Annotated in this window: 21 protein-coding genes and 1 pseudogene; 1 reads left to right on the plus strand and 21 read right to left on the minus strand. The window is 39.0% G+C overall.

Annotation, left to right across the window (positions count from 1 at the left end; all coding sequences use genetic code 11):
* Window positions 1-34: 34 nt before the first annotated feature.
* The 17 genes and pseudogenes from ABH961_RS18675 to nuoA form a co-directional block, all read right to left on the minus strand.
* Window positions 35-1,042: a LytTR family transcriptional regulator DNA-binding domain-containing protein gene (locus tag ABH961_RS18675; RefSeq protein WP_048542663.1), complete on the minus strand. Its 1,008-nt coding sequence runs from the start codon at window positions 1,040-1,042 to the stop codon at window positions 35-37.
* Between the two features lie 116 nt (window positions 1,043-1,158).
* A pseudogene (locus ABH961_RS18680) lies at window positions 1,159-1,626 on the minus strand (AMP-binding enzyme); the annotation flags it as partial.
* A gap of 103 nt (window positions 1,627-1,729) precedes the next feature.
* Window positions 1,730-2,749, minus strand: a complete 1,020-nt coding sequence (spoIID, locus tag ABH961_RS18685) for a stage II sporulation protein D (RefSeq protein ID WP_098075933.1) — start codon at window positions 2,747-2,749, stop codon at window positions 1,730-1,732.
* A gap of 208 nt (window positions 2,750-2,957) precedes the next feature.
* Window positions 2,958-4,262: a UDP-N-acetylglucosamine 1-carboxyvinyltransferase gene (gene murA, locus ABH961_RS18690; RefSeq protein WP_000411269.1), complete on the minus strand. Its 1,305-nt coding sequence runs from the start codon at window positions 4,260-4,262 to the stop codon at window positions 2,958-2,960.
* A 39-nt stretch (window positions 4,263-4,301) separates the two neighbouring features.
* The gene (locus ABH961_RS18695) at window positions 4,302-5,006 is read right to left on the minus strand and encodes a YwmB family TATA-box binding protein (protein ID WP_371399382.1); all 705 of its coding nucleotides are present in this window, start codon (window positions 5,004-5,006) and stop codon (window positions 4,302-4,304) included.
* Between the two features lie 51 nt (window positions 5,007-5,057).
* Entirely contained in the window at window positions 5,058-5,294 is a 237-nt protein-coding gene (locus tag ABH961_RS18700; RefSeq protein WP_000940744.1) for a DUF1146 family protein, read from the minus strand.
* Between the two features lie 216 nt (window positions 5,295-5,510).
* Window positions 5,511-7,025, minus strand: a complete 1,515-nt coding sequence (gene nuoN, locus ABH961_RS18705; protein ID WP_368486097.1) for an NADH-quinone oxidoreductase subunit NuoN — start codon at window positions 7,023-7,025, stop codon at window positions 5,511-5,513.
* A gap of 7 nt (window positions 7,026-7,032) precedes the next feature.
* Complete coding sequence (locus ABH961_RS18710; RefSeq protein ID WP_046955515.1) at window positions 7,033-8,535, minus strand: NADH-quinone oxidoreductase subunit M; 1,503 nt, start codon at window positions 8,533-8,535, stop codon at window positions 7,033-7,035.
* On the minus strand, window positions 8,532-10,394 hold the full coding sequence (gene nuoL / locus ABH961_RS18715) for an NADH-quinone oxidoreductase subunit L (protein ID WP_098075931.1): 1,863 nt from the start codon (window positions 10,392-10,394) through the stop codon (window positions 8,532-8,534). The genes ABH961_RS18710 and nuoL overlap by 4 nt, the downstream gene beginning before the upstream one ends.
* A gap of 29 nt (window positions 10,395-10,423) precedes the next feature.
* Window positions 10,424-10,738 (minus strand): NADH-quinone oxidoreductase subunit NuoK, encoded by a 315-nt coding sequence (nuoK, locus tag ABH961_RS18720; protein WP_000100078.1) that lies wholly within the window; start codon window positions 10,736-10,738, stop codon window positions 10,424-10,426.
* On the minus strand, window positions 10,731-11,255 hold the full coding sequence (locus ABH961_RS18725; RefSeq protein WP_048542672.1) for an NADH-quinone oxidoreductase subunit J: 525 nt from the start codon (window positions 11,253-11,255) through the stop codon (window positions 10,731-10,733). The genes nuoK and ABH961_RS18725 overlap by 8 nt, the downstream gene beginning before the upstream one ends.
* Complete coding sequence (nuoI, locus tag ABH961_RS18730; RefSeq protein ID WP_048542674.1) at window positions 11,252-11,671, minus strand: NADH-quinone oxidoreductase subunit NuoI; 420 nt, start codon at window positions 11,669-11,671, stop codon at window positions 11,252-11,254. The genes ABH961_RS18725 and nuoI overlap by 4 nt, the downstream gene beginning before the upstream one ends.
* A gap of 25 nt (window positions 11,672-11,696) precedes the next feature.
* A complete protein-coding gene (gene nuoH, locus ABH961_RS18735; RefSeq protein ID WP_000573437.1) occupies window positions 11,697-12,698 on the minus strand; it encodes an NADH-quinone oxidoreductase subunit NuoH in 1,002 nt (333 codons plus the stop codon).
* Window positions 12,698-13,798 carry an NADH-quinone oxidoreductase subunit NuoD gene (nuoD, locus tag ABH961_RS18740; protein WP_000621434.1) on the minus strand — a complete coding sequence of 367 codons (1,101 nt, stop codon included), beginning with the start codon at window positions 13,796-13,798 and terminating at the stop codon, window positions 12,698-12,700. The genes nuoH and nuoD overlap by 1 nt, the downstream gene beginning before the upstream one ends.
* 3 nt (window positions 13,799-13,801) lie before the next feature.
* Window positions 13,802-14,959, minus strand: coding sequence for an NADH-quinone oxidoreductase subunit C (locus ABH961_RS18745; RefSeq protein WP_404519786.1), 1,158 nt, complete (start codon window positions 14,957-14,959; stop codon window positions 13,802-13,804).
* On the minus strand, window positions 14,956-15,474 hold the full coding sequence (nuoB, locus tag ABH961_RS18750; RefSeq protein WP_000236331.1) for an NADH-quinone oxidoreductase subunit NuoB: 519 nt from the start codon (window positions 15,472-15,474) through the stop codon (window positions 14,956-14,958). The genes ABH961_RS18745 and nuoB overlap by 4 nt, the downstream gene beginning before the upstream one ends.
* Window positions 15,465-15,833 carry an NADH-quinone oxidoreductase subunit NuoA gene (nuoA, locus tag ABH961_RS18755; RefSeq protein ID WP_000179270.1) on the minus strand — a complete coding sequence of 123 codons (369 nt, stop codon included), beginning with the start codon at window positions 15,831-15,833 and terminating at the stop codon, window positions 15,465-15,467. Before nuoA ends, nuoB begins: the two co-directional genes overlap by 10 nt.
* Before the next feature lie 289 nt (window positions 15,834-16,122).
* On the opposite strand from nuoA, the gene ABH961_RS18760 reads away from it, so the two are divergent.
* The gene (locus tag ABH961_RS18760; RefSeq protein ID WP_098152816.1) at window positions 16,123-18,852 is read left to right on the plus strand and encodes a putative bifunctional diguanylate cyclase/phosphodiesterase; all 2,730 of its coding nucleotides are present in this window, start codon (window positions 16,123-16,125) and stop codon (window positions 18,850-18,852) included.
* 16 nt (window positions 18,853-18,868) lie between these two features.
* Here ABH961_RS18760 and ABH961_RS18765 read toward each other — a convergent pair whose 3' ends face one another.
* From ABH961_RS18765 to atpD, 4 genes are all read right to left on the minus strand, one after another.
* Window positions 18,869-19,522, minus strand: coding sequence for a DUF975 family protein (locus ABH961_RS18765; protein ID WP_098642296.1), 654 nt, complete (start codon window positions 19,520-19,522; stop codon window positions 18,869-18,871).
* Between the two features lie 47 nt (window positions 19,523-19,569).
* Window positions 19,570-20,352, minus strand: coding sequence for a DUF975 family protein (locus ABH961_RS18770; protein WP_000578786.1), 783 nt, complete (start codon window positions 20,350-20,352; stop codon window positions 19,570-19,572).
* A 130-nt stretch (window positions 20,353-20,482) separates the two neighbouring features.
* Entirely contained in the window at window positions 20,483-20,884 is a 402-nt protein-coding gene (atpC, locus tag ABH961_RS18775) for a F0F1 ATP synthase subunit epsilon (RefSeq protein WP_000847206.1), read from the minus strand.
* Window positions 20,885-20,904: 20 nt separating this feature from the next.
* Entirely contained in the window at window positions 20,905-22,314 is a 1,410-nt protein-coding gene (gene atpD, locus ABH961_RS18780) for a F0F1 ATP synthase subunit beta (protein ID WP_048542681.1), read from the minus strand.
* Window positions 22,315-22,611 lie beyond the last annotated feature (297 nt).

Genomic DNA, 22,611 nt, shown 5'->3' on the forward strand with positions numbered 1-22,611 from the left:
AATGAATCGTATTTTGAGCTTATTGGAGTAATTTTTATAGCCCAATCACACCTTTTAATTCATCCATTCGTCCTTTTGAAAGCGGGATTGAACTTTTTCTTTCGTCATCCAAAATTAAACTAAAGCTATTACGAGTCCACGTAATGACTTCTCGTACTCTTTGTAAATTCACAAGGTACGAGCGATGACATCTAAAGAAACCAAAACCTGTTAATCTCGTTTCTAATTCACTTAATGTTAATGCACATACGAAATCACCTTCGCGCACATGAATATGTGTCACTCCGTTTTGCGTTTCAATAAAATGAATTTCCATCGGATCAAGTAAAATGATTTTATCGTTCACTTTCGCTGGAATTCTTTCAAGTTTCATTTGCGGAATCATTTGAACAACCTTTTCTTCATCCACCTCTTCAATTTCTTCTTGTTCGATTTCTATTTTCTTCACACCATCATTGTTTAATATGTATACATCTTCTGTTAACGAAAGGGCGTCCGATAGAAAGGATGACGTTATAAAAATCGCCTTTCCTTTCTCCTTCATTGCCATAATCGCTTTTCGAATAATAATCGTACTCTCTGTATCTACATTTTGCTCCGGTTCTTCCAAAATAACTAAATCTGGATTATGAATCATCACTCGCCCAATATGCAGCCGACGTTTCTCTGAAAATGATAATTTTTCTATTTTAACGTTTAACTTATCTAAGAGACCGACATATTGTACTACTTCTTCCGTACTCATATTTGACTCATAAATTCCTATTAAGAACTTGAAGTATTCCTTTACCTTCAAACGATCATATGCCTCATCTTTCAAAAAACAAAAACCGATGCGAGAATAATGTTTCTTTCCAATTGCTTCGCCCTCAAATAGTACATTGCCAGTTGAAGCTTCTTTCGCACCAATAATGATGCGGTGCAATACTTTAGCTGTATGGTTATTACATTGCAAAACAACGCATTGTCCCTTCTCAACCTTCAGTTCAACTGCCGGTAACTGATTCGTCTTTCCTAACTGTTTTAACTCCAGTAGTGCCATTTCGTCTCCCCCGAATGCTTTTTATCACATTATACCAAACAATTAATGGAAATTTTTGATATTTTATGAAGTATCATAAAAAGAAGGCTATCCAAATGAAAGGATAGCCTTCTTCTCTAGTTTTGCTCTATATACGTCTTGAGCTGATCACGCAGCGCTTTCTTTAAGAATTTCCCTACAGATGTTTTCGGAATTTCGTTTACAAATAAAATATCTTCTAGCATCCACCATTTTGGAAAATCTGCTTCTAGTAAAGTATACAGATCTTCTCTTTCTACTGCTTGTCCCTCTTTTAGTACAACGCAAGCAACGGGACGTTCTTGCCACTTTTCATGCGGCACCGCCACAACAGATGCTTCTAACACTTTATCATGTGACATTAAAGCATTTTCTAAATCTAAGGAAGAAATCTATTCGCCTCCACTTTTAATTAAATCTTTCGTACGATCAGCAATCTTAATAGATCCTTCCGAATCAACCGTGACAATGTCTCCTGTATAGAGCCAACCGTCTTTCATTGATTCTTCTGTACGTTCATCCTTATAATAGCTTCCAGCAATCCATGGGCCCTTTAAACAGAGTTCTGTCACCACTGAACATTGACGATTTTTTTAATATATCTATTAACCTATCCACTAACAAAAGAAAACCGTCCCAACATACCTCTTGGAACGGTCTCTTTTCCCTCTACTTCTTCACCATTAACTTTCCTTCATAATCATTCATCGACTTTATTTCGACACCCTTATAATAATGAGCAACGATATCTGTATATTTCTTACCTTCCGCTGCCATGCCATTCGCTCCATATTGACTCATACCAACGCCGTGGCCGAAGCCTTTCGTCGTAACAATGATTTTATCTCCATCTTGTTTCCACGTGAAGTCAGAAGAGCGTAAATCTAACTTTTCACGAACTTCTTTTCCGGTTAATGTTTTCCCTTGAAATGCTACATCTTTTACTCGCTTTCCTTCCGTAAGATCTTTAATATTTCCAACCTTCCCGTCTGCCAACACCTTCACACCGAGACGCTTTTGAAAGTCAGCTACTGTAAAGGTTTGCTCGCTCGTAAATTTTGGAGAGGCTTGATCCCACGGACTATCTACGCTCTTTAAGTACGGATAATCATTTCCCCAATAATCAGCCGCATTTTCTGTCCGGCCATTACTCGTTGAGAAGAAGGATGCTGAGATTGGTTTTCCATCATACGTTAAAACTTGTCCTGCGGTTTTCGAAACGGCTTCTTCGATTTTTTTCAAGTTATTTTCGTAGTTATTACCCCATTGTTTCTTCAATTCTTCTTTACTTTTGTACACTTGATCTTTCACCGTATCTGTCACGTCCGCATTGTTTTTCTTTCCTCCGCTTAGCATACGCTGTACCACAAATGTTCTCGCTGCTAATGCCTGCGCCTTTAGCGCCTCTATTTCAAAACTGGCATTCATCTCAGAAGCTACTACACCGGTCACATACTCCTCCATAGGTAATGTATCTACCTTCTTTTGCTGATCACGATATACAGCAACTTGAACCGCTGTATCCACTTTCCCTGGAGCTGGTATACTTTCTATTGCTGGAGGAGTTTTAGAAGCTGCTTCTTCCCCTACTTTTGCTTTCGCAAACGGAATAACAAGAGCAGCAGGTACAATGATAACGAGCGCTATGAGAAGCGCTACTGTGATAAAAAGTGGCTTTGAAAATTTCATCTTATTTCCCCCAATATCCAAAAGCTTTACTCCATTCATTCTTATGGAACAACTCTTCCTTTTAGAACATACTTAAGGGGGAAGTAGCTAAACCGAAAATTTTCTAAATATTTTTACTGGTACGTGCATAAGTATAGAATTTATTGACTATAACAGTAATAACCCAAAAAAATAGTCCCTACGTCAAAAGACGTAGAGACTATTTCAATTAAGCGTGAAGATCAGAAACTTCTTGTTCTTTCACTTCTTCTACTTTTTCGTTTACACGTTCAATAGTTGCACCTAATGCAGCTAATTTCTTATGGAAATCTACATAACCACGGTCAAGATGCTTTAACTCAGTTACACGAGTGTAACCTTCAGATACTAAACCAGCTAAGATTAATGCAGCAGCAGCACGTAAGTCAGTTGCGCCTACTTCAGCACCTTGTAAGCTGTTTGGACCGTTCATAATAACAGAACGACCTTCGATTTTAATATCAGCATTCATACGACGGAATTCTTCAACGTGCATAAAGCGGTTTTCGAATACCGTTTCTGTAATCATACTTGTTCCATCAGCTTGTAGTAATAATGCCATCATTTGTGATTGCATGTCTGTTGGGAAACCTGGGTGAGGCATAGTTTTAATATCAACCGCTTTTAACTTATCTGGGCCGATAACACGTACACCTTCATTTTCCTCAATAACTTTAACACCCATTTCTTCCATTTTCGCTGTAATTGAGCGTAAATGTTCAGGTACAGCATTTTCAATTAAGATGTCTCCACCAGTAATTGCCGCTGCAACCATGAATGTTCCCGCTTCAATACGGTCAGGAATAATAGAGTGGTTTCCACCATATAATTTATCAACGCCTTCGATACGAATCGTTCCAGTTCCAGCTCCGCGTACTTTCGCTCCCATCGCATTTAAGAAGTTAGCTAAGTCAACGATTTCTGGTTCTTTCGCTGCGTTTTCAAGGATTGTTGTCCCTTTTGCTAATGTAGCTGCAGACATAATGTTTTCTGTCGCGCCCACGCTTGGGAAGTCTAAATAAATTTTAGCTCCTTTTAGTTCTCCCTCAACGTATGCCTCAACAAAACCATTACCAACCTGTACTTTTGCTCCCATTGCTTCGAAGCCTTTTAAATGTTGGTCAATTGGACGTGAACCAATTGCACATCCACCAGGAAGCGCAATACGAGCACGGCCGTTACGTGCAAGTAATGGTCCCATTACTTGAACAGATGCACGCATTTTACGTACATATTCAAATGGTGCTTCAATGTTTAGTTCTTTAGAAGCATCGATTGTTACTTGGTTATTTTCAAATACGACTTCAGCATTTAAATGACGTAATACCTCATTAATTGTGTATACATCAGACAAAACTGGTACTTCAGATAGTACATTCTTTCCATCACTCGCTAATAGGGCTGCAGCGATTATAGGTAATACAGCATTTTTTGCGCCCTCAACACGCACTGTGCCGTTTAACCGCTTTCCGCCACGGACGATGATCTTTTCCAAATTATTCCCCTCCGTGTCCTTTTTTCAGTATCTATTCACTCAATACTCAGAAGTTATGATCGGTGTGCCAACCACAATTGTATCTTTGTTGTCTGTAGAACGTATTGCTATTTGCACATTTATTTTCTCTCTATTTGTTGAAAGAGCGTCATCCCACTTTTTATTGTATGCGGAGACTGACACAAATGCTCTTTCTTCTATCTGTTCGATCGCTCTTGCTGAAAGATCTTTCAAAAACTGATTGGTTTTATTTTGCAAAACACCTTCAATCTTATCATTCAGTACACCTTGAACACAAGTGTAAATTATAGGTTTTTCACTAAAAATTTTATTTGTTTTCTGAATGTACTTCGGGTCCCATTTCGCCCCGCTTACTTCAAAAATAATGAAAGTGTTTTCTTTAGTATTTTCCTTACTCCATGTTACTACTACTCGTTCTTCATAAGAAGAAAACTTTTTATAGGATGTAGCTTTATATCCATCTGGAGATTGCTCTAATTCCCACTTTTGAATATTCGCCTTGTCCTTCACATCGTTTAACAACTTTTGAAACGTATGTATATTAGAAATTGTTTTTGTTTCTCGCGCTAACCATGACCACTTCTCTACTTTAGCATCATTTTTCTCTAAAGTTGCAATCATGCTCTCCATTTTCTGTTCATCGCTGATCGGTTTCATCTCTCTATATCCAACCAAAAATAAAACAACACTTATCACAACAATAAGAATGGCTTTAAGCTTCAATTTCATCCCCTCCTATCCCCATTGTTAACGGAGATATGAGGTTCTATACAGTTACTTTACTAAATACGTTAAACTCTTTGAATAGCCTAAATAATCAAGGAAAAAGTTACTTACAGATGTCCCAATTGCAATTGTAATTAGGATGAGTAACACTCGCGTCTGCATCACTTTTCCAGACTTCATTAAACGCTCAATGTGAACACCTTGTAAGGCCCACCACGTAATGGTAATAAACAATAAATGCGAAACAATGGCAATCAGTGCTTGTTGCCCTAAAAGATGTGCCAAAAAATCGACCCCTTTTTACCCAGCTACTACTTACGAAATACTATAAAAACGATACCATGATAAGTAGGAGCCACACTTTTTCAAATACAAATAAGCATCTTACATTTCACATCGTAATTTGCTCTCAAAAAAAAACATATACCTACATGCATTTTCAATTGTAATTCACACAAAATAAAAAGCGCAGAGTAACAACTCCACACCTTTTATTTTCACTTATTGTACCACGTTCCCTAAGAAGAAGAAATCCTTCATTAATGGAAAATATTCATAAAAGAAATTGTATCCAATCATCGGCATAATCCCTAGTATTACAATCGAGATTGCACAAAGGCTCATAACAACCTTTATATTCAATGGCAAACGAATTTTCTCTTCCACTTCTCCCGTCCGGAAAAACATTTGCTGTAGAATACGGAAATAATATACAAATGAGATGACTGTCGTCCCCATCATAATAGAAGCTAGTACGTAATGAGCTGGCTCTACATGCAGTGCACCTAAAAAGATGTTAATTTTCCCGATGAAACCAGCTGTTCCTGGTATTCCGGCCAACGATAATATAAAAATCGTCATCACTATCGCTGTAAATGGCGACCTTTTATATAATCCGGTGAAAATGGTAATGTTTTCTTTGTCGCTTTGTAAGATTAAGCCGTGAATAATTGCAAATGCACCTATATTCATAAGCATATACGCAAGCATGTAAAACCACATGCTATCCATCGTAAATGGTGATAATGCTACAAGCGGAACGAGTAAATACCCCGCATGTGCGATTCCCGAATAGGCAAATAGGCGTTTTACGTTATATTGCTTTAACGCTACTACATTTCCAATAATCATCGTAATACTCGCTAGTACTGCAATGTATATGCTCATACGTCCGTATAAAGATTGCACGTCTCCTTGTACCGATACACTTGCAAAAACCATGAGAAACAGACGAATAATGAGTAAGAATCCAGCAATTTTAGAAATCGTCCCGAGAAAAGCAGTAACAGGCGTAGCCGCTCCCTCATACACATCTGGTGCCCACATATGAAACGGCACTGTCGCAATTTTAAACGAGAGTCCAACGAGTAATAGTAGAAATGCGAGAGCTAACAATAACTGAATACCACCAGCAAGCTCCCCTGCGAATACTTTTTGCATATCCACGATATTAGTTGATCCTGTAATACCGTATAAATAACTCATTCCAAAGAGCGTAATTGCCGTTCCAATTCCTCCGTTAATGACATATTTCATGGCAGCTTCGTTTGATGCACGGTTCCCTTTTCGTATTCCTACTAAAATATATGAAGAAAGTGAAAGCAATTCTAAACCGACGAAAAGTGTAATGAAGTCGATACTAGAAGCCATAAACATAGCCCCAAGAAGTGCCATTAAAAATAAGTAATAATATTCTCCCTTATCTTCAATTGGATTCTTCTTATCATCGCTCATGGCGGTGCATAAGATGAGGGCCGCTCCGCCTAATAACAACGTTTTAAACCCTTTTGAAAACCCATCTAACACAAACGATCCATTTAAAATATCTCCTGTCGGTTCACCGTATAGCGTGATTAACGACACGATTGCTAATATGACGGCTGCGATTGCACTAAGCGCTACATATCTATGGTTCAGCTTAAAAAATAAATCACATATGGAAAGAAGGATGGCTGCTCCGAGAATAATGAATTCTGGCACCATGAGATGCCATGATAAGCTAAGTAACGTATTCATATCCATCCTACTTCACCCCCAATGTTTTCAATGTATTTTGAAGCGGATCCCCTAGTATTTCTGGCATTACTCCAATTGCAATAATGCAGAAGATAAGTAGCAATATAGGCACATACTCCCAACCGTGTATATCAGCTTTCGCCTCCCACTCTTTCTTACCAAATGTTACTTGAAGCGTTGCTCTTAATACGTATACAGCGGTTAAAATGATGCCAAGTACACCGACTGCAGCAATGACTGGCTCCCCTTGGAATAAACCGAGAAAGGCAAGAAACTCGCTAACAAATCCAGACATTCCTGGCAATCCAAGCGATGCCATTCCTCCTGCTAAGAAGAATCCGCTAAGTACCGGGACACTTTTTGCGAGTCCGCCAAGCGCTGTAATGTCCGACGTTCCAAAGCGCTGTTCTATAACGCCAAGTAAGAAGAAGAGTAAGGCCGCAATTAAACCGTGAGAGACAACTTGGAATAGTGCCCCTTGTATACCTGGTGCATTTAACGCCGCAAGGCCCATTAATACGATGCCCATATGCGAAATACTAGAGTAAGCAAGCACCTTCCGAAAATCCGTTTGAATGAGCGCTAAGAAGGCTCCGTACAATAAATTGATGACTCCTAAAATCGCAATAAGCGTTGCAAACTCGCGAAAGTATTCCGGGAATAGCCCCTTTCCGAAACGAATCATACCGTATGCCCCAATCTTCAGTAAAACGCCCGCGTGAAGCATAACTACAGCCGGATGCGCTTCAATATGCACATTGACCATCCAGCGATGTAACGGAAAAACGGGTAGTTTAATCGCAAAAGCAATCATTATGGCAAGAAACAATCCGAACTGTAAGCTACTTGAGACAGCCATTCCTCCCCCAGCACCTACACTCGTTAATATTTCTTTAAGCTCTGTAATATTTGTTGTACCTGTTTTTGCAAATAAAACTGAGAAAACGATGAGTAAAATAGCGGAGCCAATACCGTTATATATTAAATAACTATAAGCAGCCTTTTCACTCGACAATTTCCCCCACTTTCCAATTAATAAAAACATTGGAGGCAACGTAATTTCAAAGAAGATAAAGAACAACATTAAATTTTGAGCAGCGAAGACGCCGAGCATCCCTATTTCTAACATGAGTAGCAGCATATAAAAAGCTTTCAAGTTTCTTTTAATAGTAAATGCCGCAATTGCTGCAAGCATCGCTAGAAGAGCTGTCAGCACCATCATAACGAGCGATAAACCATCAATACCGAGCTCGTAATAAATGGAAAACCATCTTTTATCCACCGCTGCAAAATCCCCAAATTTAATCCATTTCACTTTTTCATCGAATAGCGACAAACTCTTTCCAGAAGCATATGTACAAGCGAGGACGATAGCGATTCCAAATGGAAGCGCCGTCCCAAATAAACCAAGCGCTCGCACAGTACGCGATTCTTTTTTTGGCGTTAATACAAGTAAGAGAATTCCTAAAAGCGGGGAAAAAATGAAGAACGTTAATAACAAATCATTCATCGTAAATCCCCTCCCGTATAGAGCAAAATAATGACGAGTAATGCAAGTGAAACAGCTGTTACAGTGCCGTACACTTGTACATTTCCGTTTTGGAGTCTAGAACCGAGTCCGCTTAGCCCTTTAATTAGACTCCCTATTAAAACGGCAATTCCTTCGACTACATACGCCTCAAATAAGCGAAGCACATGGGCGATTCCCTTCGTAATAGGGATCACCGTCATATTGTATAGTTCATCCACATAATATTTTTCTTTCAAAAGGTTATAAAGAGGTGTTCCATCGCCACCTGCCCAATCTCTAGAAATAGATTTCTTACCATATATGAAATATGCGAGAGCAATCCCAGCCAAGGAAACGAGCGTCGCAACAATCATAATCCAAACTGGTCCATGTGCCTCTCGCGCTTTAAATGCTACATCTTTCGTAAGCCAATCCCCGAGAAACGTCCCAAACCACGGTGTATTTATATAACCTGCCACTACTGCAAGGACCCCGAGAACGATCATCGGATACGTCATAATGCGGGGCGATTCATGCACATCTTCCTTTGTCTTTGCTTCCCCAGTAAAAACAAGGAAGTAGAGCCGGAACATGTAGAATGCTGTTAAAAATGCTGCAATTACTGCTAATATGAATAAAACGTAATTGCCATTCATCCAAGTCACCGCTAAAATTTCATCTTTACTAAAGAAACCAGAAAGGAGTGGCACCCCACTAATTGCAAGTGTACCGATTAAAAATAGTGCACCCGTTACTTTCATCTTCTTCTGTAAACCGCCCATTTTATTAATGTCTTGCGTATGCACTGCATGAATGACACTTCCTGCCGCCAAAAATAGTAGCGCTTTAAAAAAAGCGTGTGTCGTTAAATGGAAAACACCAGCTACATAACCAGCAGATCCTAATGCGAGCATCATATAACCTAGCTGGCTAACTGTAGAATAAGCAAGCACTCTCTTTATATCCGTTTGAACAAGACCGATAGAAGCCGCAAAGATTGCGGTGAAAGCTCCAACGATTGCCACCGTCTGCATCGCCACCGCACTTGCTGAAAATAGTGGGAACATCGTCGCCACTAAATACACGCCAGCTGCGACCATCGTCGCCGCATGAATAAGTGCCGAAACAGGAGTCGGCCCTTCCATCGCATCTGGTAACCACGTATGAAGCGGGAACTGACCCGACTTCCCCATCGCCCCGATAAAAATTAATATCGCTGTTATTGTAATCATCGTAGGGGTAAGATCCCCCGTATGAATCGCCCTAAATATTGCGTCATATTCAAAACTACCTGCATGCCAGAAAATTAAGATCATCCCAATAAATAAACCGACATCTCCAATACGAGTCATAATAAAAGCCTTTTTCGCAGCAGCCTTCGCTTCTTCTTTAAAGAAATAAAAACCGATGAGTAAAAATGAACCAAGGCCGACTAGCTCCCAAAATATATAAAGCTGTAATAAATTCGGTGATATAACGAGCCCGAGCATTGCAAATGTAAAGAGCCCTAAATAGGCATAGAAGGTTGTTAATCTTTCATCACCTTTCATATAACCTTTCGAATACACATGTACAAGTAAACTCACAAGTGTAACGATAAACAGCATTAAAGCCCCTAATGCAGTCACTTCAAAGCCAAATGATATATCAATATCTCCCGTTCTAAGCCATACCCACTTATGCTTCAATCCTACTTTCGAAAACCGTTCTATTAATACAAGTACCGCAAATATAAAGGAGAGAAAGACGAGGAAAATACTAAGTACACTGCTTCCTTCTCTAATTTTCTTCCCGAATATAAGTAATAAAAAAAACGAAACAAGCGGGAAAAGCGGTATGAGCCATGCATAATCGATCATTGTTTCCTTCCCCCTTTTCGGTCACAATGTTATCCTTTGAGCGTATCCATTTCATCTACATGAACCGTCGTACGATTACGATACAAAGCAATTAAAATGGCGAGTCCTACCGCCGCCTCCGCTGCTGCTACAGCCATCGTAAACAGAGAGAAAATTTGCCCTGTTAAATTCGGGAACAAACCTAATTTACTAAACGCGACTAAATTTAAATTGGCCGCGTTAAGCATTAATTCAATACAAACTAATACAATCACTGTATTTCGCTTCGTTAAAGCTCCAAACAAACCGATGCAAAACAAAATAATCGCAAGCGTTAAATATGCAGAAGCTGGAACGCTACTCATTGGAATCCTCCTCTTTCTCATCCTTCTTCGCAAGTACAATCGCGCCAACAAGTGCTACAAGTAAAATGACTGAGGTTAACTCAAATGGAATAATATATTTCGAATAGAGAAGTGTACCGATTTGAAGTGTGTTTTTTTCATGGAGAGGTAAACTTCCTTGTGTGCTTTCATTTGCAAAATCAATATTGTTAACAGCAAAATACATAACTGCCCCAAATGCTACAACCGCAAAGAAGATAATCCATTTTCGAAGAGTAAGACGCGATTCATTTTCTGCGTTATGTTGCGTTAACATAATGCCAAAAATCATAATAATTGTAATCGCACCGGAGTAAAGTAAAATTTGTGCAACTCCGATAAATTCGGCCGATAAAAGAAAGTACAAACCTGCGATACTAAGAAATGTCAGAACGAGAGCTAGCATCATATGCATGACTTTCGTTAAGTTCAACATAAGAACACCGCCGATAATTGCAGACAAGGATAGTATGAAGAATGCTACAAACTCGCCATTCATGCTTTATTCTCCCTCCTGACGTTTTCGTCGTTTTCGTCAAGCCACTGCAAATTTTTAAATAAATCATCACGTGAATATTCCGCGAGCTCAAAGTTATTTGTCATAACAATCGCCTCTGTCGGACAAACTTCTGTACATAAATCACACAGAATACAAATTTCAAAATTAATATCATACGTGTCGATAATTTTTCCTTTTTTCGTAGGATCCGGATGTTTTTTTCCTGTTAACTGAATACAGTCTGTCGGACAAATGTTGGAGCATTGGTTACAAACAATACACTTTTCTGGATAAAACTTTTGAATGCCTCGAAAGCGGTCTGGCAACGGCAACGGTTGATTCGGATAATCGTAAGTCACCTTCTTCTTACTCAAATTGCTTAATGTATATTTTAATCCTTTAAATAGTCCTTTCATCTCTTACTGGCACCCCCCTCATAGATTAGAAGAATAACTCCTTAATCAATGCCGTTAAGAAAATATTCGCAAGTGCAATTGGCAATAATACTTTCCAGCCAAACTCCATTAACTGGTCACCTCTTATACGCGGGAACGTAACTCGGAACCAAATTAATAGAAAGACTACACTGCTAAATTTCAAAGCAAACCATACAGCTCCTGGGATGAATCCAAGGAACATAACTGGATTCCATCCGCCTAAAAAGAGCACTGTAATTAAAGATGCCATTCCGAAGAAATATACGTACTCTGAAAGCATGAAAAACGCCCATCGAAACCCTGAGTATTCCGTATGATATCCAGAAACAAGTTCCGATTCTGCTTCTGGTAAATCAAACGGCGTCCTATTTAACTCTGCTACCGCCGCGATTAAGAAAACGACGAAACCGATTGGCTGCACGAAAATGTACCAAACATTCTCCTGCGCCGCTACAATTTCATTTAAATTCAGGCTACCAGCTAACAAAACGACGCCAATTACACTCATTACGAGCGGAATTTCATAAGAAATCATTTGCGCCGCCGCACGCATCCCTCCTAAAAGGGAATATTTATTATTTGATGCCCACCCCCCGGTTACGACACCAATCGTCGTAATGCCAGAAACAGCAATGTAATACAGTAAGCCTACGCCAATATCCGCGAACTGAAATTTATCAGTAAACGGGATGACTGCAAGCACCATAAATGCCGGTGCGAATGCAATAACAGGCGCTAATATAAACAACGGTTTATCTGCCGCTTTCGGAATACTATCTTCTTTCAGTAATAGTTTTAAAACATCAGCTACCGTTTGCAGTAAGCCGAATCGGCCCCCAACTTGGTTTGGGCCAATCCGCCCTTGCATAAAACCCATCACTTTCCGCTCTGCCAAAATACCATATGTAACGAAGCCAAGGACCGCAAATAGTAGAAGCACCGCTAACCCGAAAAAAATGAAGAAATTCGTCCAGCTTGAAGGTGATTGTAAGAGCGTTTCAATCATTAGCCATCAACCTCCCCAAGTACAATATCAACTCCACCTAAAATCGTAATTAAATTGGCGATGTTTTCACCTTTCAATAACTTCGGTAAAATTTGCAGATTGTAAAAAGACGGCCTGCGAAACTTCAAGCGGTACGGCTCTTTCTTTCCATCACTAGCAATATAGCAACCAATCTCTCCTCGCGGCGATTCTATACGGACGAACGCTTCCCCTTTAGGCGCCTTAATGATTTTCGGCACTTTCGCTAGCACAGCTCCGTCTTTCGGGAACTGCTGGACAGCTTGCTCAACAATTTTTAATGACTCCTCAATCTCTTGCATGCGGCAAACGTAACGATCCCAAGCATCTCCCACACTCCCAACAGGAATATCGAAATCAAAACGATCATAAATGGAGTACGGTTCATCCTTGCGAAGATCCCAGTTTACTCCAGTACACCGCAAATTCGCTCCGCTTAAAGAATACGAAATCGCTTCTTCCGCGCTATATATACCAACGCCTTTTACGCGATTTAAGAAAATCTCATTACCGCTAACGAGATCATGATAACCTGCCAATTGCTCTCGCATATACGGAACAAACTCTTCCACTTTTTCAATCCAACCGTCCGGCGCATCCCACTTTACACCCCCGACTCTCATATAGTTAAAAGTAAGACGGGCACCGCATAATTCGTTTAATAAATTTATAATCATCTCTCGTTCACGAAACGCGTATAAAAACGGGCTGACCGCTCCTATATCAAGAAGATTTGTCCCCCACCAAACGAGGTGGCTCGCAATCCTTCCAAGCTCCATTGCAAGTACTCGTAAGTATTCAGCCCGCTCCGGGATTTCAAGCCCCATCATCGTCTCTACAGCATGGCAAATGACGTAATTATTCGTCATGGCGGATAAATAGTCCATTCGATCTGTATAAGGGATAATTTGCGTATACTGTAAGCTCTCGGCAATCTTTTCGGTCCCGCGATGCAAATATCCAATAACTGGTGTAGCTTCTTTAATAATTTCCCCGTCAATCTTAATAACAAGCCTGAACACACCATGCGTACTCGGATGCTGAGGCCCTACATTCAAAAGCATTTCTTCCGTACGGATCATAAGCTACACCTCCACATCATACGGTTCATAATCTTTCCGAAGCGGATACCCTATCCAATCATCAGGCATTAAAATACGTGATAAATTCGGATGCCCCTTAAATACAATGCCGAGCAAATCATACGCTTCTCGCTCTGGCCAGTCCGCTCCTTTCCAAAGCGCTGCAACCGACTCTACTTCTGGTGCTTCCCTATCCAACTTCACCTTCACCGCTACTGACTGTTTCTTTCCATATGAAAATAAATGAACATACACTTCCATATGTGTCACAAAATCCGTCGCATGTAGCTCTGACATATAATCAAAAGCAAGTCCCTCATGAAATCGCAGTAACTCCATTACTTCATAATATTTTGCGGGATCCACAACAAGAGTTGGCACGTCTTTTGAAAGTTTATTAATGTAGGAATCTACTAATGCACCTTCGCCTTTTTCCCCCTTAATAAATTCAACATACTGATTTAAATACGGCTGATTCACGGATGGCTCTTCCTGCTTCGGCTCCTCTTCCGCTTTACCTTCAGCGCCCCTTATCTTCGCCCTTGCTGCCGCTCCCGCTTTTGCCTTCGCTGCTGCAATTGCCTTCGCCTTTTCATCTTCTGAATCCTCATTACCTTGCGAGGCCTTCTGCTTCGCTAAAGCCGCCGCTTTTGCCTTTGCTACCGCCACGGCCTTCGCCTTTGCTTTTGCCTTTTCTTCTTCCGTTACCTCTTCGGTTCCTTCTCTTTTTTGCTTCGCTAATGCTGCCGCTTTTGCTTTCGCGGCTGCGGCTGCCTTCGCTTTGGCCTTTTCTTCTTCCGTTACTTCTTCGGTTCCTTCTCTTTTTTGCTTCGCTAATGCTGCCACTTTTGCTTTCGCGGCTGCGGCTGCCTTCGCCTTCGCTTTGGCCCTTTCTTCTTCCGTTACCTCTTCTGTTCCTTCTTTTTTTTGCTTTGCTAACGCTGCCGCTTTTGCTTTTGCGGCTGCTGCTGCACGTCGTTTTGTTTCTTCCACAGTTATATCATCATTTTTTGGTAGCGCTTTCTCTTTTTCTCGATTTTCTTCCTCAAGTTTACTTATTTCCGCATCATGTTTCGCAACGAGACGCTTTCTCGCCTCTTCTTTCGCATGCCTAGCCGCTTCTCTTTTCAAATCCTCTAGATTTTTATTTGGATCACTCATTTATTCGTCACCTGCTTTCCCGTCTTTGCCTCGTAACGAATTTTTTCTTTCAATTTATTAATTCCATAAATTAAAGCAGCAGGATTGGGTGGGCAACCAGGAATATACACATCAACTGGTACAATTTGATCCACACCTTTCACAACAGCGTACGAATTTACATATGGGCCACCTGCTGTCGCACAAGATCCCATTGCAATAACCCATTTTGGTTCGGGCATTTGATCATATAAACGCCGAACAATAGGAGCCATCTTCTTCGTTACTGTTCCCGACACAATCATAACGTCCGATTGCCTTGGCGATGTCCGAAAAAATGACCCAAATCGATCTAAATCGTAATGTGATGAACCTACTCCCATCATTTCAATTGCACAGCATGCCAGTCCGAATGTCATCGGCCATAAAGAATTGCTTCGTGCCCATCCTTTTAACTGCTCCAATGTAGAAAAAAAGATATTCCGTTCTAATTCCGCCCGCTCATTTGGATGTAATTCCTCAAAATTTATAACCATTGTAACACCTTCTTTTTCCAAGCATACGCTAATCCAACTAGCAACATTACAACAAAGATGAGCATTTCAATCAGTGCAAATAAACCGAGCTTGTCATATGCAACAGCCCATGGATATAAAAATAAAGTTTCTACATCAAAGATGACAAACAATAAAGCAAAAATATAATAACGAGCATGAAACCGAATATTTGCATCATGAAAAGGCTCAATCCCACTCTCATACGTCGTCGCTTTCGCTGCACTTGGTTTGTTTGGACGCAGCATCTTTCCTAATGTAAGAGCCACTACCGGCAGCAATATACCTAATAGCAAGAAAATCAAAACGATCATATAACTATTTTCATATACACTTGCCATTGTGAAACCCTCCCCCCTGAATTAAGAACAAGTTCACTTAGTAAACAATATGTCCTAGTTGCAGTAATTATTATTTTTAAATTTTTCTAAATAATGCAACTATTTTAATCATTATAGCAAACTTCAAATTCCTATGTCGATATATTGGGGACCGAAACGAGAATTATTAAAATCTATTTTTATAACTCGCTATACCTGTGTAAAATAAGTATAGAAATTATATATATGTTTCAAGAAACAATAAAAAATAAAAAGAGGAATTTATATGTATATACCGTGGGTGAGATAAATGAAAAAACAAACACATGTAAGTATTCTTATAAGCATTATATTGTTATCTATAGCGATTCATTACGTGGCAATGCCTTTTCTATATGAATACTCATTTCCTTTTCAAATATTAATTGGAATGAGTACCTTATTCATTGATATTATCGCTTGTAGTTATATACTTTATTTTTCAAATAGGAAAGAAGGGTTACCTCGTTTATTTTGGACCATTTTATCTGTTGGAACTCTCTCTTATTTCATTGGTGATATGGTCGTTGCCTATCAACGTTTAATTTTAAAGGACTATTATACATTCGTTGATCCGTCCGATTTTTTTTACTTACTTTTTTTAATTAGCTTTGCATTTGCGTTTCTATATGAAATCATCTATAACCGCGATTTATTAGAAAAGCTTTTTATGATATGTGATATTTGTATTATTGTTACAGCACAATTCACTTTAAGTTACTACTTACTTATTGAACGCACCATTCACGTTTCTTCAACATCCTATATCGACATATTTGTTCAACTTACCTATCCAATGGCCGATTTGCTCTTTCTTCTCATAGGAATCAATCTGTTATTCAAGCCATTATCCTTATTATCCAAAAAAGTTGGTGCGCTTCTTGGCAGTGCTTTAATTTTATATGCTACTACAGATGCGATTTATGCTTATATCAAATACTTTATACCCGAGTATTCTATGTTTACAGTTACTCCTCTCTATCAAGTAACTCTAGTACTAGTAGCAATCGCCTGTATTCTGCATACAAAAGAACCCGAAAGACAAGAGCAAGTACTATTAACACCTAAACTTGGGGAATCGATCAGATTGTCATTACCTTATATCTCTGTAGTAATGCTTATTGTTTTTATACTAGTTGAATATGTTTTTGCACCTATTGTAGTAATCGGGCTGATCATAACTTTCTCCTTCGTTCTCATACGCCATAGTTTAGTTCGAAAACAAAATAAAATATTATTACTAGCTCAAATGCAATTCAACTCGGAACTCGAAAAACAAATTGAACTACGTACAGAAGATTTAGTAGAACAAAAAAATGAACTATATCATAACCAACAGATGTTTAAATCTTTATATGAGCATCATCCAGATCCAATCTTCACCTTAGATTTGTACGGTAATTTTCTCAAAGTGAATAACGCTGGTACTACTTTGCTCGGTTATCAAACGAATGAATTATTAAATCAACCTTACTATTCACTTATGTATGAAGAAGATTTGGAAGAAATCATTAGTGCCTTTCATCGGGTAAAAAAGGGGAAATCTATTTCTTTAGAAGTACGGGCATATCATAAGAATAGGGATATTTACTACTTGCATGTTACAGCAGTTCCTATCTTTTTAAAGGATCATATTTCTGGTGTTTATTTAATGATTAAAGATATTACGGAAAGCAAACAACAACAAGAACAAATTAATTTTCTAGCATATCATGATACTTTAACAGAGCTTGCAAATCGCCGTGCATTTCATCAATATGTAGAACAAGCAATTGCTCGATCCGAAATATCAAAAAGGCCTTTTGCTGTTATGTTTCTCGACCTAGACCGCTTTAAAGTTATTAACGATACCCTCGGTCATAGGGTAGGAGACCTTCTATTAATTGCCGTAGCAAAAAGACTAGAAAGACTATCGACACCAAATATGAAACTCGCCCGGCTAGCTGGGGATGAGTTCACAATCCTTATCGAAAATTATAAAAAAAGACCCGATGTAAAAAAAATGGCTGATACGATTGTAGCAGCCATGAACGAACCATTCGAAATTGAAAGTCAACATTTACAAATCTCACCGAGCATCGGGATTGCAATATATCCTGAAGCAGGTGAAGATCCATTGTCCATTTTACAGCATGCTGATATGGCCATGTACGAAGCAAAAAACAAAGGAAAAAATGGTAGCTCTCTGTACACGAAAGAATTGTATAAAAAAATGGAACGAAAAGCTCGAATTGAAAAAGATTTACCACTCGCTTTAGTAAATGAAGAATTTTATCTCGTTTATCAACCACAAATTGATATTACGACGAAAAAAGTTATTGGTGCTGAAGCATTAATACGCTGGAAACATCCACTCCTAGGTGACATTCCACCATGTGAGTTCATTCCAATTGTAGAGGAGACTCCGCAGGTTATTCCACTCGGTCATTGGGTATTAAAAGAATCTTGTCGCCAGTTAAAAATATGGCATACTTTCGGCTACACAGATTTAAAAATAAGTGTGAACTTATCAGCAAAGGAGTTCCAGCAAGATTATTTAATCGAGAACATTTCACAAATACTAACAGACATTAAAGTCGATCCAAAGCATGTAACACTTGAGCTAACAGAACGAATTGCAATGATCAACGAAAAAGAAACATTATCAAGACTAAAACAATTAAAGGAATATGGTATTCAAACGTCCATTGATGACTTCGGTACCGGCTATTCCTCTCTCGCTTATTTATCAATTTTCCCTATCGATACGTTAAAAGTACCGAGAGAATTTACACAACTAGCCGATCATCGGCCTGAGGAACGAGCTATCGTTTCCACTATCCTTTCCCTTGCAAATACTTTAAACCTCTCTGTCGTTGCTGAAGGAATTGAAACAGAAAAACAACTTAAGTTTCTACAAAAGAACAACTGTAAATATATGCAAGGTTACTATTTCAGTAAACCACTTACTAGTCATCAATTTATAAAATTTCTACAAAAAACACCCAGTATGAACCAATAGCTCATACTGGGTGTTTTTATAGTGTCGGAATTGTTTTCTCGTAATACTCCTCTGCAATTTCTTCATAAAAGGCTGCTGACGTCGTATAAAAATATGGAATTAGCCATAGGAATCCAATCCCTAACGTAATACAACTTAATATAAACCAACCAATAAAGCTTAAACATAAAATGAAATACTCCATCTTATGTCCATTCATCATACGACGACTTTCTGTAATAGCTTGATTTATGGAATACTCAGGATGGTCATTTATTATAAAGTACGTCATCGCATAAGAAAATGATTTAATAATGCCTGGAATAATAAATAATAAAAACCATAAGAAAATATAAATGTTCACTACTATATATAATAAAAATGACTTTATAAACTTACTTCCTTCTGTAAACCATCTGAATATATGCCCAATACTCGCTTCTTTTTCAAGAATGATATGTAGTGCTAAATGATAACCACCTAGCGTTAATGGACCTACCATCAATATTGTAATAACGTCTACTGAAAGTGAGTTATTTACTTCTTTCCAATCCCAAAATTGAAAGAAAATGAAATCAATACTAAAACTAAAAGCTGAAATAAGAATCGAAATCAGTAATGTTGCCCCGACAGCTAATCCCCATTTCCCTTCTAATGAATCTAGCGCTTCTCCTTTTAAATCACTAATCATATTGTTCCTCCTATACGTAATAACTCTATTAGTATAGCATGTTCCTACTACAATTCATCTTTTGAAAGATAGCGATAAAAATGCGCTGTCGTTGTACTCATATACGGACTAAGCCAAAGAAATCCTATTCCGAGTGTAAGAATCGCTAAAATACCCCATCCTATAAAACTAAGCCATAAAAGAAACAAATCTAACTTATGTCCCTTCATAAGATGCTTACTTTCTTTCATTGCTCGTGACACACTATACTCTGGATTTTCAATCATTACATAGTACGTCATCGCATAAGAAAAATACATCACAATCATAACAACGATTGAAATAGCTAATAGTACAAAGAAAGCGATAGTAAACGACGTATTTCCTTCTTCACCGAAAAATGCGAATAAGGCTACTAGCAACATTGGAATCCATGTACCTGTATATAATAAAATCGCAAGCATTGCCCACATCGTTTTCATCATTCTTTTAAAGCCACGAAATCCTTCGAATAAGTGATCTACTTTAGCACCTTCCCGTTTACTAATCTGTAAAAATACATTTGTATAACCGTATGATGTAATTCCATACGATGCGTTACTCAAAATTATTATGATGCAATAAAAAATACCAAATGTAATACCTGCTCCGATTGACATCGTTTCCTCTTCAACTGATCCAGTTAAGCTAACAACTAAGAAAAATATAATAATTCCTGGAATTAACATTATAAGCATTGCAGCCATTGAAACAACATAACTTAAAATAAAATATAAAATCGTTGATCCAACACCTAGCCCCCATTTTCCCTTTAAAGAGTGCAACGCTTCTCGTTTCATTTCACCGATCATTTCTTCATCCCCTTTATAAATTGTTGTACATTCTCTACTTATACAAGCATCAATATAATTATACCATTTTTGTAAAATTATCCATGAACTACACAAAAAAATCCGTAAAGGCAAAGCCTTTACGGATTTTTTATTTCATGTCGGAAACGTTTAAACGGTTCACAGCACGTTGTAATGCCATTTCTGCACGTCTAAAGTCAACATGTGCTTGTTTATCTTGCATACGTTGCTCAGCGCGACGCTTCGCTTCATTTGCACGATGGATATCGATATGGTTTGCTTCTTCAGCAGATGATGATAATACAGTTACTTTATCTGGACGAACTTCGATAAAGCCACCGCTTACTGCTACATAATCAGTGTGTCCACCATGTTTCAGACGAACTGCACTAATTTTTAATGGTGCAACAGTTGGAATGTGACCTGGTAAGATCCCCATTTCCCCACTCTCTGCTTTTACGCTTACCATTTCTACTTCTTTTTCGTAAACCGGTCCATCAGGAGTTACAATACTGACTGGAAATGTCTTCATAATTCGTCCCTCCTAAGGCCTTACGCCATCATTTTCTTCGCGTTTTCAATAACTTCTTCAATACCACCTACAAGACGGAATGCATCTTCTGGAAGGTCATCATATTTTCCTTCTAGAATTTCTTTAAATCCGCTAACTGTATTTTTTACAGGTACGTAAGAACCTTTTTGACCTGTAAACTGCTCAGCTACGTGGAAGTTTTGAGATAAGAAGAATTGAATACGACGAGCACGATGTACAACTAACTTATCTTCTTCAGATAACTCATCCATACCTAAGATAGCGATGATATCTTGAAGCTCTTTATAACGCTGTAAAGTTTGCTGTACTTGACGAGCTACTTCATAATGCTCTTCTCCTACGATTTCTGGAGAAAGTGCACGAGATGTAGATGCTAATGGATCTACGGCTGGGTAAATACCCATTTGTGTTAAACGACGCTCTAAGTTTGTTGTTGCATCTAAGTGAGCGAATGTTGTAGCTGGTGCTGGATCCGTATAGTCATCGGCTGGTACATATACCGCTTGGATAGACGTAATAGACCCTTTATTTGTAGATGTAATACGCTCTTGTAATTGACCCATTTCTGTTGCAAGTGTCGGTTGGTAACCTACCGCAGATGGCATACGACCAAGAAGGGCAGATACTTCAGAACCTGCTTGCGTGAAACGGAAGATATTATCGATGAACAATAGTACGTCTTGTCCTTGCTCATCACGGAAATGTTCAGCCATTGTTAAACCTGTTAATGCAACACGTTGACGTGCTCCAGGTGGCTCATTCATTTGTCCGAATACCATCGCAGTTTTCTTAATTACGCCAGAATCGCTCATTTCGTGGTATAAATCGTTACCCTCACGAGTACGCTCACCTACACCAGCGAATACAGAGATACCACCGTGTTCTTGTGCGATGTTGTTAATTAATTCCTGAATTAATACAGTTTTACCTACACCGGCACCACCGAATAGACCGATCTTACCACCCTTAATGTAAGGAGCAAGTAAGTCTACTACTTTAATACCAGTTTCAAGAATTTCTACTTTAGTAGATAATTCTTCGAATGCAGGTGCTTGACGGTGAATTGGATCACGACGTACATCCGCAGGAACTTCACCATCTAAGTCAATTGCATCACCTAATACGTTAAATACGCGACCAAGTGTTACATCACCAACTGGTACAGAGATTGCTTTACCAGTATCTTCTACTTCTGTGCCACGAACAAGTCCGTCTGTGGAAGACATTGCAACTGTACGAACTGTATCATCACCTAAATGAAGTGCAACTTCAAATGTTAAGTTAATGCTTGCTCCGTTTTCGTTGCTTTGTTTTACCGTAAGGGCGTTGTAGATTTCTGGTAGCTTTCCGCCATCAAACTTAACGTCTACAACCGGACCCATGATTTGCGTAACGCGCCCTTTATTCATCGGGTTCCCTCCTAGCTTTCTTTTAATTAGCCAACTTTCTACGAGCAGTTAGCTTTTAATTTTTTATTGGTTTATAGCTTACGCGACTCTTTTGAAAGAGCCGCCTACGCTTTTTATTGAATCTAGTTCCAGCGGCTAGAACAGTCGGTCATTTCGCGCCTTCCTGCGAGGCAAACTACGCCTCTTCGTCAGGAGCTCCAATACCCTCTTGTTCTGGACGAGCCGCTTCCACTTTTTACTGAATCTAGCTCCGGCGGTTAGAATGTTCGGTGGCTTCGCCTTTTCCTGCGAGGCACA

Source organism: Bacillus sp. RC251, assembly GCF_044908765.1.
Classification (GTDB): Bacteria; Bacillota; Bacilli; order Bacillales; family Bacillaceae_G; genus Bacillus_A; species Bacillus_A wiedmannii.

Excerpts from the sequence above, each read along its gene's own strand:
- ABH961_RS18675 (WP_048542663.1), bottom strand. The coding sequence starts at position 1,042 with ATGGCACTACTGGAGTTAAAACAGTTAGGAAAGACGAATCAGTTACCG.
- spoIID (WP_098075933.1), bottom strand. The coding sequence starts at position 2,749 with ATGAAATTTTCAAAGCCACTTTTTATCACAGTAGCGCTTCTCATAGCG.
- nuoN (WP_368486097.1), bottom strand. The coding sequence starts at position 7,025 with ATGAATACGTTACTTAGCTTATCATGGCATCTCATGGTGCCAGAATTC.
- ABH961_RS18710 (WP_046955515.1), bottom strand. The coding sequence starts at position 8,535 with ATGAATGATTTGTTATTAACGTTCTTCATTTTTTCCCCGCTTTTAGGA.
- nuoL (WP_098075931.1), bottom strand. The coding sequence starts at position 10,394 with ATGATCGATTATGCATGGCTCATACCGCTTTTCCCGCTTGTTTCGTTT.
- nuoK (WP_000100078.1), bottom strand. The coding sequence starts at position 10,738 with ATGAGTAGCGTTCCAGCTTCTGCATATTTAACGCTTGCGATTATTTTG.
- ABH961_RS18725 (WP_048542672.1), bottom strand. The coding sequence starts at position 11,255 with ATGAATGGCGAGTTTGTAGCATTCTTCATACTATCCTTGTCTGCAATT.
- nuoI (WP_048542674.1), bottom strand. The coding sequence starts at position 11,671 with ATGAAAGGACTATTTAAAGGATTAAAATATACATTAAGCAATTTGAGT.
- nuoH (WP_000573437.1), bottom strand. The coding sequence starts at position 12,698 with ATGATTGAAACGCTCTTACAATCACCTTCAAGCTGGACGAATTTCTTC.
- nuoD (WP_000621434.1), bottom strand. The coding sequence starts at position 13,798 with ATGATCCGTACGGAAGAAATGCTTTTGAATGTAGGGCCTCAGCATCCG.
- ABH961_RS18745 (WP_404519786.1), bottom strand. The coding sequence starts at position 14,959 with ATGAGTGATCCAAATAAAAATCTAGAGGATTTGAAAAGAGAAGCGGCT.
- nuoB (WP_000236331.1), bottom strand. The coding sequence starts at position 15,474 with ATGGTTATAAATTTTGAGGAATTACATCCAAATGAGCGGGCGGAATTA.
- nuoA (WP_000179270.1), bottom strand. The coding sequence starts at position 15,833 with ATGGCAAGTGTATATGAAAATAGTTATATGATCGTTTTGATTTTCTTG.
- ABH961_RS18760 (WP_098152816.1), top strand. The coding sequence starts at position 16,123 with ATGAAAAAACAAACACATGTAAGTATTCTTATAAGCATTATATTGTTA.
- ABH961_RS18765 (WP_098642296.1), bottom strand. The coding sequence starts at position 19,522 with ATGATTAGTGATTTAAAAGGAGAAGCGCTAGATTCATTAGAAGGGAAA.
- ABH961_RS18770 (WP_000578786.1), bottom strand. The coding sequence starts at position 20,352 with ATGATCGGTGAAATGAAACGAGAAGCGTTGCACTCTTTAAAGGGAAAA.
- atpC (WP_000847206.1), bottom strand. The coding sequence starts at position 20,884 with ATGAAGACATTTCCAGTCAGTATTGTAACTCCTGATGGACCGGTTTAC.
- atpD (WP_048542681.1), bottom strand. The coding sequence starts at position 22,314 with ATGAATAAAGGGCGCGTTACGCAAATCATGGGTCCGGTTGTAGACGTT.